Genomic DNA, 11,325 nt, shown 5'->3' with positions numbered 1-11,325 from the left:
ACCGCCGCGCGGCCGAAACTGCCGTCCTCCAGCATCACATCGACTTCGACCGTGGGATTGCCGCGGCTATCGAGGATGGCGCGGGCATGGATGTCGATGATTGCGGTCACGAAACGAGCTCCCTACATGAAACCGGAAGAGTGGGCGGGACGGTGCGTGCGGGCCTCTATCCGCTCTTATCGCACGCGGCAATGGAACCCGCTTGGCCGACTGCTTGTTCTCGCGGTGAAACGACGAAAGGTCCGACATCATGGCTGAAGACACCACCGGCAAATCCGGCAAGGGCAAGGGAAGCGACGACGGTCGGGAGGTCGCGTTCCAGGGCGATCCCGCCGTGCAGGCGCGAATCGACGCCGCCGACGGCGGGGCATCCGAAGGCGGCACCCGCCGCTCCGCCGGCGAGACGATCCGCGACGAGGCGGGCAAGATCGGCGGACAGGCGACCGATCAGCTCAAGAGCTTCGCCAGCGATGGCAAGGCGCGCGCCACCGATGCGCTCGACCAGTTCGCCAAGCTGCTCGACCGCGCCGCCGGCGATGTCGACGCCAAGCTGGGCGAACAATATGGCGGCTATGCCCGCCAGGCATCGAGCGCGGTCGTCAAATTCTCCGGCCAGGTCCGCGACCGCGACGTCGACGAACTGTTCGACGAGGTTGGCGCGTTCGTGCGGAAATCGCCGGGAATCGCGATCGGCGCCGCCGCCGCGCTGGGCTTCGTGGTCGCGCGGGTGCTCCAGTCGAGCATCGACGCCGGCCGCGACAAGGCCTGATCCGCAACAACCGGGGGTAGCTGCGCGTGGCAGAGGGAAACGACGGCGACGAACCGCTCGGCACTCTGTTCGCGCAGCTGACCGACGACGCGCGTGATTATGCCGCGGCGGAATTCGTCTATTTCCGCGAACTGGCGATCACCAAGGCCAAAGACCTGCGCGACGCGGCGGTGCTGGGCGCATTTGCCCTGCTGTTCGCCTTTGCCGCGCTGGTCGCGATCGCGGTCGGTGCGGTGATGGCGCTGGCGCCGATGATCGGTGCTGGCGTGGCGACGGCGGTGGTCGGCGTGGTCACGCTGGTGCTGTCGGGCATCTTCGGCTGGCTGGCGTGGGCGCGGGTCGCCGCGCTGCTGGAGCCGGACGAATGACGGCCCGGCCCCGCCTGATCCTGGCCGACCAGCAACGCACGGCGGCGCGCGCGCAGCTGTTCGCGCGGATCGATCAGGTCAAGGCGCGGCTCGCGCCCGGCGCGCTGGCCGACGACGCGATGAACGGCATCGCCGATCGCGCGACCCGGATCGCGGCGCGTCGCCCGATGGCATTCCTTGGTGCGGCGGCGGCGGTCGGCTTCATGATATTGCGACGACCGGTGTTGCGCTGGCTGTCGCGCCGCCGCACATGATGCAACCGTCGAGCGCGGCGCGAGTTGAGATCGAGCATGGGCGAACGCCCGAGGAAAAGGACGTGACGATGGCCAACACCCCGGAACACAAGACCCGCAAGTCGCACCGCTCGGCTTCCACCCAGCTGCGCGACGGCGCGCGCGCGACGGTGGAGGCGCTGGAGGCGAATCCGGTCGCGGTGATCGCCGGCGGGCTGGCGGTCGGACTGATCGCCGGCGCACTGGTGCCGCGCGGCGAGCGCGAGAAGCAGGTGCTCAAGCCGGTCGGCCGGCGCATCGCCGACGGGGCGAAGGCGGCGGTGGTCGCGGCGCGGGAGACGGGCAAGGCGCAGCTCAGCGCGTCGCTGTCCGGCGCCGACGCCGCGCGTGACGGCGCACGCAAGGTGCTGGAAAGCGCGATCGACGCCGCGCGCGGCCGCACGGAAGCGCGCTGATCGTCGCGCGCGGCATCGCCGAAATCATCGCACGTCGGTTGCATGAGCGGCGCGCGGCGCTAAGGAGCGCGCCATGAGCAAGCTTCACCTCGTTTTCGGCGGGCGGGTTTCCGACCCGCGCACGCTCGACTTCGCCGATCTCAAGGCGATCGACATCGTCGGCATCTTCCCGGACTATGCCAGCGCCGAAAAGGCGTGGCGCGCCGCCGCGCAGCGCACCGTCGACGATGCCGAGATGCGTTATGTGCTGGTGCACCTGCACCGACTGCTCGAACCGGAATTGCCGACGGAGGGCTGATCTCCGTTCGTTCGTACCATCTCCGTTCGTGCTGAGCTTGTCGAAGCACCGCCCTGCTTCTTCGCCGCCAGAGTCGAATGACGTCAGCTTGAATCGTCATTGCGAGCGTAGCGAAGCAATCCAGATCGCGTCGGTGGATTGCTTCGCTACGCTCGCAATGACGCGTCGGGCCGGTCTCATGTCATCCTGCTATAGACCCTGCGGCACGCAGTAGAAGAACGGTGCTTCGACAAGCTCAGCACGAACGGAGGAAGGAACGTCCCCTTCCTCTCAATAATTCCTCAGCCGGCCGTGTCGCCCGCCTTGATCTGCTCGACCAGCTTGATGTTCAGTTCCTTGAGCTGCTGCGCGCTGACGAAGCTCGGCGCGCCCATCATCAGGTCTTCGGCCTTCTGCGTCATCGGGAAGACGATCACCTCGCGGATGTTGGGCTCGTCAGCCAGCAGCATCACGATGCGGTCGACGCCCGGCGCCGATCCGCCGTGCGGCGGCGCGCCGAACTTGAAGGCGTTGATCATGCCGGCGAAATTGGTGTCGACGTCTTCCTGCGAATAGCCGGCGATCTCGAACGCCTTGTACATGATCTCGGGCCGGTGGTTCCGGATCGCACCCGACGACAGCTCGATGCCGTTGCAGACGATGTCGTACTGATAGGCGAGGATATCGAGCGGATCCTTGCTCTCCAGCGCCTCCATCTCGCCCTGCGGCATGCTGAACGGGTTGTGGCTGAAATCGACCTTCTTGGCGTCCTCGTCATATTCGAACATCGGAAAATCGACGATCCAGCAGAACTCGAAACGGTTCTTCTCGATCAGCTCGAGCTGATCGCCGACACGGGTCCGCGCGAGGCCGGCCAGCTTGGCCGCCTGCGCTTCCTTGCCGGCGGCGAAGAAGATGCCGTCGTTCGGCCCCAGGCCAAGCGCCTCGGCGATCGCCTTCATCCCTTCCTGCCCGTGGTTGTTGGCGATCGGACCGCCGAACACCCCATCCTTCTGCGTGGCATAGCCGAGGCCGGGGAAGCCCTCCGACTGCGCCCAGGCGTTCATGTCGTCGAAGAACTTGCGGCTTTTCTCATGCGTATTCGGCGCGGGCAGCGCGCGGACCACGTCGCCGCCCTCGACCATCGAGGCGAAGCGGCCAAAGCCCGATCCCCGGAAATGCTCCGACACGTCGGTGATGACGATCGGGTTGCGCAGGTCGGGCTTGTCGTTGCCGTACTTCAGCATCGATTCGCGGAACGGAATGCGCTTGAACGGCAGCGGGCTGACGGTGCGGCCCTTGCCCTGCCAGTCGGCGAATTCCTCGAACACGCCGTGCAGCACCGGCTCGATCGCGGCGAACACGTCGTCCTGCGTGACATAGCTCATCTCGAAATCGAGCTGGTAGAACTCGCCGGGCGATCGGTCGGCGCGGGCATCCTCGTCGCGGAAGCAGGGCGCGATCTGGAAATAACGGTCGAACCCGGCGACCATCAGCAGCTGCTTGAACATCTGCGGCGCCTGCGGCAGCGCGTAGAACTTGCCCGGATGGACGCGGCTGGGCACCAGATAGTCGCGCGCGCCCTCCGGCGACGACGCGGTCAGGATCGGCGTCTGGAACTCGGTGAAGCCCTGCCCAATCATCCGCTGGCGCAGCGACGCGATGACATGGCTGCGCAGCAGGATGTTGGCGTGCAGCCGCTCGCGCCTCAGGTCGAGGAAGCGATAGCGCAGGCGGATATCCTCGGGATATTCCTGATCGCCCGCCACCGGCATCGGCAGTTCCTGTGCGGCGCTCTGGACGGTCGCGACGCGCGCGAACACCTCGATCTCGCCGGTCGGCAGATTGGCGTTGGCGGTCCCCGCCGCGCGCGCCTTGACCTCACCGTCGATGGTGATCACCGATTCGACCCGCGCCGCCTCCAGCACCGGCAGCGCCGGGCTGTCGGCGTCGGCGACCACCTGAGTGATGCCGTAATGGTCGCGCAGGTCGACGAACAGCACGCCGCCGTGGTCGCGCTTGCGATGGACCCAGCCCGACACACGGATCGTCTGGCCGACATCGGCAGCGCGCAGCTGGGCGCAATTGTGGGTGCGATAAGCGTGCATCTTGCTACTTCCAAATTTCGTCATGCCCGCGCAGGCGGGCATCCATTGACGCCGACGGCGCGAACCGGTGCGGACGTTGCGCGAATGGATTCCCGCCTTCGCGGGAATGACGGCTAAAAACCGTGGCGCGCGCATCCCCTCGCCATCCCTCTTTGTCAACCCGCGCGGAGCGTCTATGGGCCGCCGATGCATATTCACGGTCTGATTACCGACTCGGCTACGCTCGCCAACCTTTGCTCCCGCCTCGCCACGAAACCGTTCATCACGGTCGACACCGAATTCATGCGCGAGAACAGCTACTGGCCCGAGCTTTGCCTCATTCAGATCGCCGACGACGAGGAAGCGGCGGCGATCGATCCCAAGGCGGCGGGGCTCGACATGCAGCCGCTGCTCGACTTGCTGGTCGACAATGAGAACGTGCTCAAGGTGTTCCACGCCGGCGGGCAGGATATCGAGATCGTCTACAACCTGACCGGCAAGACCCCGCACCCCCTGTTCGACACCCAGATCGCGGCGATGGCGCTGGGGCAGGGCGAGCAGATCGGCTATTCGAACCTTGTCGACAGCTATCTGGGCATCACCGTCGACAAGGGCGCGCGCTTCACCGACTGGAGCCGCCGTCCGCTCGACGCCCGCCAGATCGACTATGCCATCGCCGACGTGACGCACCTGTCGAAGATCTTTCCCAAGATGCTCGACCGGCTGCGCAAGACCGGGCGCGGCGGCTGGCTGGACGAGGAGATGGAGCGGCTGGCCGACCCGGAGCATTACCGCAACGACCCCGACAAGGTGTGGCAGCGCGTCCGCATCTCCAGCCGCAAGGCAGAGGTATTGGGGCGGCTGAAGGCGATCGCGCGGTGGCGCGAGCTGGAGGCGCAGGGCAAGAACCTGCCGCGCGGCCGAATCGCCAAGGATGAGACGATCGCCGATCTTGCCGGCAACCCGCCGCGCAAGCAGAGTGACCTGGCGAAGGTGCGCGGGCTATCGGCGTCGTGGGCAGGCAATGACATCGGCGGGCGGCTGATGGCCGCGATCGAAGGCGCGGTGCCGATGGGCGCGGACGAACTACCCCCGCGCGACGAGCGCGGCCCGGCGCTGGGCAAGGAAGGCGCGCTGGTCGCCGATCTGCTCAAGCTGCTGTTGAAGATCCGCGCGCGCGATATCAACGTCGCCACCAAATTGCTTGCCCGATCGGATGATCTGGAGGCGCTGGCGGCGGGCCAGCGCGACGGGCTCCCCATTCTCACCGGCTGGCGCTACGAGCAGTTCGGCAACGACGCGCTCGACCTCGTCGAAGGACGGCTGGGCTTCACCGTGCGCGGCGGAAAACTCAAGATGACCCGGACCGAGGAGGTCGCATGAAGCGTTGGATGATGGTGCTGGTGCCGGTACTGCTGTCGGGCTGCGTCCACGACGTCGGCATGTGGGGCGACTGCAAGGACGCGACCTCGCAGGGGCTGATCGGCCAGCGGTACGACAAGGACATGCGCGGCAAGCTGCGCGGCCGGACCCACGCGTTCAAGGTGCGCGTGGTGCGCCCGGGCGAAGCGGTGACGATGGATTACATGAAGAACCGCGTCACCGTCACGCTCGACGAGCGCGGTCTGATCGCCAGCGTGCGCTGCGGCTAGGCCAGATCACGCCCTTGGGAGAGGCCCCACGCGCGGCGCTGGGCTGCTTCCCCGGCTCCGCGGCGCGCAACGACGGTCGTGAGTGGTTCAGCCCGCCACCGGGCCCTCGACCACCACGTCGACCCCGTCGACGCGCGCCGTAACGCCATAGGTTTCCGCGATCCGCGTGGCGGTCATCGTCTCCGCGACGCTGCCGTCGGCGACGATGCGACCGTCCTTCATCCAGATCAGCCGGTCGGCATAGCGCGCCGCCAGCGGCAGGTCGTGGAGCACCGCCAGGGCCCCGCCCCCGCCCTCGACGAAGGCGCGCAGCAGCCCGAGCACGCGATGCTGATGGCGCGGGTCGAGCGAGGCGACCGGTTCGTCGGCGACGATCAGCGCGGCTTCGGTCGCCAGCGCGCGCGCGAGGTGGACTCGCGCCAGCTCTCCGCCCGATAGCGTATCGGCATCGCGATCGCTCAGCGCGTCGAGATCGCAGGCGGCCAGCGCGCGCACGATCGCCTCCCGATCGGCCGCACCGGGCCACCCCGGCGCCGCGCCATGCGCGAACCGCCCCAGCGCGACCACGTCGCGCACCTTCGCCGGCCAGGCCAGCGCGCGTGCCTGGGGCAGGTACGACACGCGCCGCGCCCGCACCGCCGGGGCCAGCCGCGCCGCGTCGTCGCCGTCGATCGTCGCCGTCCCGCCATCCGCCCCCAGCAGGCCCAGCGCCATCCGCAGCAGCGTGGTCTTGCCCGCGCCGTTGGGGCCGAGCAGCACCACCAGTTCCCCCGGCGCGATGCGGAACGACGCGCCGTCGACGATTCCCGTCCTGGTCAGGCGATCGGCGACGATCATGCCCCGCGCCTCCGCGCCGCGATCAGCACGAACAGCGGCGCGCCGACCAGCGCCGCGACCACGCCCAGCCGAAGCTCGTTGCTGGTCGGGATCAGCCGCACGCCGATGTCGGCCAGCACCAGGAACAGCCCCGCCAGCAACGCCGACGGCACCAGGCTGCGCGCCGGGTCGTGCCCAACCCACGGCCGCACCAGATGCGGCGCGACGATGCCGACGAAGCCGATCGCTCCCGCCATCGCGATCGATCCGCCGGTGAGCAGCCCGGCGCCCAGCACCACCGCGATCCGCTGCCGCCGCAGGTCGAGCCCGATGCCGGCGGCGGCTTCCTCGCCCAGGGTCAGCGCGGACAATCCGCGCCGGCTGGCGATCAGGATCGCCGCGCCCGCGATCAGGAACGGCGCCGCCGCGCCGATCTCGTCGAAGCTGCGGTTGGCGACCGATCCCAGCGTCCAGTTGATCATGTCGGTAAGCGTGAACGGATTGGGCGCCAGATTGAGCAACAGCGCCATGATCGACCCGGCGAAGCTCGACAGGCCGACCCCGACCAGGATCAGCGTCGTCACCGAGCTGGTGCGCAGCGCCACCGCCGCGATCAGGGCGGTCGCCGCCAGCGCGCCGACGATCGATGCGAGCGGAAGCGCGAACAACCACGCGCCGGCCAGCCCGTAGTAGAGCGCCACCGTCGCCGTGAGGGTGGCGCAGGCCGAAACCCCCAGCACCCCCGGTTCGGCTAGCGGGTTGCGCAGCAGGCCCTGCAACGCCGCGCCGCTCATCCCCAGCGCCGCCCCGGCCAGCAGCGCCGCCAGCGCGCGCGGCAGGCGGATCAGCCACACCACCACCGCATCGCCGGGCGCGCCACCACCGGCCAGCGCCGCGATCAGGCGCGGCAGCGGCAACGGCACCGATCCTAGGAAGCAGGCGGCGATCACCGCGGCGAGGCACGCCAGCGCAAGCAACAACACAAGCCTCATCGCGCTACCCTCGCCATCGCCTCGACCGCGTCGAGCACGAACCAGGCGCCGCACGCGGTGGAGGCGCCGGACAGCGCCGCGGTCGGCCGGCCCGACAGGCGGCGCACCAGCGGATGCCCGGCCGCGCTCCATGGATCGGGCCGCCGCCAGCGGGTATCCTGAAACGCGGTCGCGATCACATCGGGCGTCGCATAGGCCAGCCGTTCGAGCGGGATCGTCCCCCACCCCGGCGCGGTCTGGAAATTGGTAAGGCCGGCGGCATGGAACATCGCGTCGATCATCGTGTCCGGCCCTGCCGTGACGCCACCCGGCGTGACGTAGAGCGCATTTCGGCGCGCGCCGTCCCGCTTCACCGCCGCCAGCCGCGCGTCGAACGCCCGCGCCATCGCCGCGCCGCGCGCGTGCTCGCCCAACGCGTCGGCGGTCTCGGTCAGCACGCGGCGCACACCCGCCAGATCGTCGGCATAGCCAAGCTGGACCACCGGCACCCCGGCGCGCGCGAACATCGCCCCCGCATTGGCGCCGCCGCCATAGCTGCGCACGACCAGGTCGGGCTTGAGCAGCAGCACGTCCTCGGCGGTCGGGCGGACCTGCCGCACGCCCTTCGCCGCCGCGCGCATGTAGGAGAAATCCGCGTCGGCATCCGGCGACACCGCCAATATGCGCGCGCGCGGCACCAGCCGCAGCACATATTGGTCGGCGCAGTAATCGAGGCTCACGACCCGGACCGGCCGTTCCGGCGCCACCACCGCCGGCCGCGCCGAAGCGCAACCGGCAAGCGTCAGCGAAACCAGGATCGCGAATACCCTCACAGCTTCAGCCGCACGCCTCCATAGGCCGCCCGGCGATAGGTGCCATAACCGGACACGGTCTGATAGCGTTCGTCGAACAGGTTATCGACCCGGCCATAGATCGCGAACCGGTCGCCGATCGGGAATTCGGCGCGCACCCCGCCGATGGCATAGCCGTCGAGCCGGTTGGTGTTGAACGCATCGTCGAAGCTGTCGCCGACCACCAGCAACGTCGCGCCCAGCGAAAGGCCGAACGGGGTGCGGTAGTCTGCCGATACGCTCCACTGGTCGCGCGGGCGCCGCTGGAGGTCGAGGCCATCGAACCCCGGCGAGCGGTTGAGCGGCTCCAGCCAGGTATAGTTGGCGGCAAAGGTCAGCCCGTCGACCGGCCGCATCGTCACTCCGGCCTCGACCCCGGTGACGTGGGTGCGGGCGATGTTGACGTAGCACGGCACGCCGGGCGCGAAGGTGCAACCCGAATCGAAGCTGATCCGGTCGCGGATGTTGCGGTCGAACACCGTCGCGCCGAACCGCAGCCGCCCGTCCAGCAGCGCCTGCTCGACCCCGGCGTCCCAGCTCTTGGCCGTCTCGGGGCGCAGGTCGGCGCGGCCGAACGAGCTGAACCGTTCGTACAGCGACGGCGCGCGGAAACCCTCGGCATAGCTGGCGCGGATCGTGGTGCCGGTGTTCAGCGCCAGCGCGGCATTGGCGCTGAACGTCGTGTGGTTGCCGAAATCCTTGCTGTCGTCGTTGCGGACGCCGCCGGTGATCGTCAGCATCTCGATCGGCCGGACGATCAGTTCGCCATAGACGCTGGTCAGCCCGGCGTGCGGCGATACGCTGCCGTCGGTGAAGCGGCTGTCCTCATGCTCGGCGCCGAACACCGCGCGCACCACCGTGTTGAAGGTGAAGTCGCCCTGATATTCGTACCGCTCGCTGCGCCCATAGCCGTAGAAGCTGGGCGCGCTGCCATAGGTCGGATCGTAGTTGTCGCGGTTGATATCGGCGATGGTGAACGCCAGCCGGTTCTTGAACCGGCCGCCGGCCAGATCGGCGTGGACTCCGGCATAGCCGTAGATCTCCTCCGACCTGGAATATTCCGGCGTGTCGGCCAGCATGTAGTTGGGCGGGGGAAAGCCATCGAGCTCGGCGCGGCTGTCGGCGTAATAGCCGCGCAGATCGATGCCGATCCCGGGCGCGATCTCCAGCCCCAGCCGGCCGGTCGCGCCGAACTGGCGATAGCCGTCGCGCTCGCTGCCGTTGGCGGCGGCGGAAATGCCGTCGCTGCGCAGGTAGCCGGCGGTCAGCGCCCCCGACAGCCCGCCGCTGCGCCCCGACAGCCCGCCGGTGGCGAACACGCTGTCGGCATAGCCATATTCGGCGCTGGCGCGGGCGTGGAGGCCCTCGGTCGGCGCTTCGGTGATGACGTTGACCACGCCGCCGATCGCCTGGCTGCCCCACGGCACCGAATCCGGCCCGCGCACCACCTCGATCCGCGATACGGAACTGGACAGCAGGTTGGAGAAATCGAACGCCCCCGCCGGCGACGACGGATCATTGACCCGCACACCGTCGATCACCACCAGCGTGTGTTCGCTCTCAGCGCCGCGGATGCGCACGCTGGTGACGGTGCCGATGCCGCCGTTGCGGGTGACCTGCACGCCGGGGGTGGTGGCGAGCAGATCGGCGATGGCGACGGTCTGGCGCTGCTCGATCTGGTCGCGGGTGATGACGGTGACGGCCTGGCCCGTCTGGTCGGCGGGCTGAGCGGCGCGCGCGGCGGTGAGGACGATATCCCGGTCGTCGGGAGCATCCTGGGCATGGGCGGGCAACGCCAGCGCCGCGCCGGCCAGCAACAGGGGAATACGGATCATACGAACTTCCTTCGCCCGCCGCCGTCGACGCGGCCGGGCCAGTAACGACATCGTGCGGCCCGCCCCCACGGGGGACGCGACATGGCCATCGGCTGTCGTTACGAAGGGAAGTCTCCCCATGCCCATCGGCTGGCCCCGGCCGCGGCATGAACGACGCGATGGCAGGTCTCCTGGCTCGCCGATCGTCGCTTCGGGCCGTCTTCCCGGAGCAGGCGCCCCAGTGACGTGTTGGCCGTCAGCTCCCGGTTTACAGTTGCGGGTACAGCGCCGGATTCACACCGGCTTCCCTCTTCGCCGGTTTCCCGGCACCATCTGGTCCAGCGCTTAGGTGCAGTGCGGCATCCAAGTCAATCGGCTTCGCGCTGACGCTCGGGCGCGGCGGCGGCGAAGGCGGGCAGCGCCCGCGCCCGATCGACCACAGCGGCCAGACGCGGCCACGGCGTGGTATCGAGCCGGTAGCGTTCGGCGTTATACCATTGCGGGACCAGCAGGATGTCGGCCAGCCCCGGCGCGTCGCCATAGCTGAAATCGCCGCCGTCGCGCGCGACCATCGCCTCCAGCGCGTCGAAGCCCGCCGTCATCCACCGCTGCATCCACGCCACGACCGTCGCGCCGTCCGCGCCGAAATCGGATCGCAGCGCGTTGGCGATCCGCAGGTTGTTGACCGGATGGATGTCCGCCGCGATCACCAGCGCCATCGCCCGGACCGCCGCCCGGCCGTCGGCATCGACCGGCAGGAACGGCGGGTTCGGATAGGTTTCGTCCAGCCACTCCAGGATCGCTACGCTCTGCACCAGCACGCGGCCGCCGACCTCCAGCGCGGGCACCAGCCCCTGCGGCGCCTTGGCCAGATAGGCCGGGTCGCGCTGTTCGTTCATCGTCAGGTCATGCGAGACCGAGGTATAGGCCAGCCCCTTCAGGTTCAGACCGATGCGGACACGATAGGCCGCCGACGACCGCCAATAGTCATGCAGGATCATTTGACACCCCTTCCGGTAATCGTTCGCTTGC

General features: G+C 68.9%; 14 protein-coding genes and 1 riboswitch. Of the genes, 7 read left to right on the top strand and 7 right to left on the bottom strand.

Annotation, left to right across the window (positions count from 1 at the left end):
- Nucleotides 1-110, bottom strand: a 110-nt coding sequence (locus tag VNR91_RS08675; RefSeq protein ID WP_325490371.1) for a hypothetical protein, incomplete at its 3' end; no start/stop codon positions are given.
- A 140-nt stretch (nucleotides 111-250) separates the two neighbouring features.
- On the opposite strand from VNR91_RS08675, the gene VNR91_RS08670 reads away from it, so the two are divergent.
- From VNR91_RS08670 to VNR91_RS08650, 5 genes are all read left to right on the top strand, one after another.
- Nucleotides 251-769: a hypothetical protein gene (locus tag VNR91_RS08670; protein ID WP_325490370.1), complete on the top strand. Its 519-nt coding sequence runs from the start codon at nucleotides 251-253 to the stop codon at nucleotides 767-769.
- A gap of 26 nt (nucleotides 770-795) precedes the next feature.
- Complete coding sequence (locus tag VNR91_RS08665; RefSeq protein WP_325490369.1) at nucleotides 796-1,137, top strand: phage holin family protein; 342 nt, start codon at nucleotides 796-798, stop codon at nucleotides 1,135-1,137.
- Nucleotides 1,134-1,391 (top strand): hypothetical protein, encoded by a 258-nt coding sequence (locus tag VNR91_RS08660; protein ID WP_325490368.1) that lies wholly within the window; start codon nucleotides 1,134-1,136, stop codon nucleotides 1,389-1,391. Before VNR91_RS08665 ends, VNR91_RS08660 begins: the two co-directional genes overlap by 4 nt.
- Before the next feature lie 68 nt (nucleotides 1,392-1,459).
- The gene (locus VNR91_RS08655; protein ID WP_325490367.1) at nucleotides 1,460-1,825 is read left to right on the top strand and encodes a hypothetical protein; all 366 of its coding nucleotides are present in this window, start codon (nucleotides 1,460-1,462) and stop codon (nucleotides 1,823-1,825) included.
- A 73-nt stretch (nucleotides 1,826-1,898) separates the two neighbouring features.
- On the top strand, nucleotides 1,899-2,123 hold the full coding sequence (locus VNR91_RS08650) for a DUF4170 domain-containing protein (RefSeq protein ID WP_325490366.1): 225 nt from the start codon (nucleotides 1,899-1,901) through the stop codon (nucleotides 2,121-2,123).
- 281 nt (nucleotides 2,124-2,404) lie between these two features.
- On the opposite strand, the gene aspS is transcribed toward VNR91_RS08650, so the two are convergent.
- Nucleotides 2,405-4,210, bottom strand: a complete 1,806-nt coding sequence (gene aspS / locus VNR91_RS08645; RefSeq protein WP_325490365.1) for an aspartate--tRNA ligase — start codon at nucleotides 4,208-4,210, stop codon at nucleotides 2,405-2,407.
- Between the two features lie 186 nt (nucleotides 4,211-4,396).
- On the opposite strand from aspS, the gene rnd reads away from it, so the two are divergent.
- Nucleotides 4,397-5,572, top strand: coding sequence for a ribonuclease D (rnd, locus tag VNR91_RS08640; RefSeq protein ID WP_325490364.1), 1,176 nt, complete (start codon nucleotides 4,397-4,399; stop codon nucleotides 5,570-5,572).
- Nucleotides 5,569-5,841 carry an I78 family peptidase inhibitor gene (locus tag VNR91_RS08635; protein WP_325490363.1) on the top strand — a complete coding sequence of 91 codons (273 nt, stop codon included), beginning with the start codon at nucleotides 5,569-5,571 and terminating at the stop codon, nucleotides 5,839-5,841. Before rnd ends, VNR91_RS08635 begins: the two co-directional genes overlap by 4 nt.
- Nucleotides 5,842-5,928: 87 nt before the next feature.
- On the opposite strand, the gene VNR91_RS08630 is transcribed toward VNR91_RS08635, so the two are convergent.
- The 5 genes from VNR91_RS08630 to maiA form a co-directional block, all read right to left on the bottom strand.
- Nucleotides 5,929-6,678 (bottom strand): ABC transporter ATP-binding protein, encoded by a 750-nt coding sequence (locus tag VNR91_RS08630; RefSeq protein WP_325490362.1) that lies wholly within the window; start codon nucleotides 6,676-6,678, stop codon nucleotides 5,929-5,931.
- Nucleotides 6,675-7,649, bottom strand: a complete 975-nt coding sequence (locus VNR91_RS08625) for an iron ABC transporter permease (protein WP_325490361.1) — start codon at nucleotides 7,647-7,649, stop codon at nucleotides 6,675-6,677. The genes VNR91_RS08630 and VNR91_RS08625 overlap by 4 nt, the downstream gene beginning before the upstream one ends.
- Complete coding sequence (locus VNR91_RS08620) at nucleotides 7,646-8,461, bottom strand: ABC transporter substrate-binding protein (RefSeq protein ID WP_325490360.1); 816 nt, start codon at nucleotides 8,459-8,461, stop codon at nucleotides 7,646-7,648. The genes VNR91_RS08625 and VNR91_RS08620 overlap by 4 nt, the downstream gene beginning before the upstream one ends.
- Nucleotides 8,458-10,314 (bottom strand): TonB-dependent receptor plug domain-containing protein, encoded by a 1,857-nt coding sequence (locus VNR91_RS08615; protein WP_325490359.1) that lies wholly within the window; start codon nucleotides 10,312-10,314, stop codon nucleotides 8,458-8,460. The genes VNR91_RS08620 and VNR91_RS08615 overlap by 4 nt, the downstream gene beginning before the upstream one ends.
- Nucleotides 10,315-10,457: 143 nt before the next feature.
- Nucleotides 10,458-10,642: riboswitch (cobalamin riboswitch) on the bottom strand.
- A 19-nt stretch (nucleotides 10,643-10,661) separates the two neighbouring features.
- Nucleotides 10,662-11,294 carry a maleylacetoacetate isomerase gene (gene maiA, locus VNR91_RS08610; RefSeq protein ID WP_325490358.1) on the bottom strand — a complete coding sequence of 211 codons (633 nt, stop codon included), beginning with the start codon at nucleotides 11,292-11,294 and terminating at the stop codon, nucleotides 10,662-10,664.
- Nucleotides 11,295-11,325 lie beyond the last annotated feature (31 nt).

The organism is Sphingomonas sp. (genome assembly GCF_035555815.1).
Taxonomy (GTDB): Bacteria; Pseudomonadota; Alphaproteobacteria; order Sphingomonadales; family Sphingomonadaceae; genus Sphingomonas.
Note: the sequence above shows the minus strand (reverse complement) of the source record. Positions and strands in the feature narration are given on the sequence as shown.

Coding starts and splice junctions, on each gene's coding strand:
- maiA (WP_325490358.1), bottom strand. CDS start 11,294: ATGATCCTGCATGACTATTGGCGGTCGTCGGCGGCCTATCGTGTCCGC.
- VNR91_RS08650 (WP_325490366.1), top strand. CDS start 1,899: ATGAGCAAGCTTCACCTCGTTTTCGGCGGGCGGGTTTCCGACCCGCGC.
- VNR91_RS08615 (WP_325490359.1), bottom strand. CDS start 10,314: ATGATCCGTATTCCCCTGTTGCTGGCCGGCGCGGCGCTGGCGTTGCCC.
- VNR91_RS08660 (WP_325490368.1), top strand. CDS start 1,134: ATGACGGCCCGGCCCCGCCTGATCCTGGCCGACCAGCAACGCACGGCG.
- VNR91_RS08655 (WP_325490367.1), top strand. CDS start 1,460: ATGGCCAACACCCCGGAACACAAGACCCGCAAGTCGCACCGCTCGGCT.
- rnd (WP_325490364.1), top strand. CDS start 4,397: ATGCATATTCACGGTCTGATTACCGACTCGGCTACGCTCGCCAACCTT.
- VNR91_RS08670 (WP_325490370.1), top strand. CDS start 251: ATGGCTGAAGACACCACCGGCAAATCCGGCAAGGGCAAGGGAAGCGAC.
- VNR91_RS08635 (WP_325490363.1), top strand. CDS start 5,569: ATGAAGCGTTGGATGATGGTGCTGGTGCCGGTACTGCTGTCGGGCTGC.
- VNR91_RS08630 (WP_325490362.1), bottom strand. CDS start 6,678: ATGATCGTCGCCGATCGCCTGACCAGGACGGGAATCGTCGACGGCGCG.
- VNR91_RS08625 (WP_325490361.1), bottom strand. CDS start 7,649: ATGAGGCTTGTGTTGTTGCTTGCGCTGGCGTGCCTCGCCGCGGTGATC.
- aspS (WP_325490365.1), bottom strand. CDS start 4,210: ATGCACGCTTATCGCACCCACAATTGCGCCCAGCTGCGCGCTGCCGAT.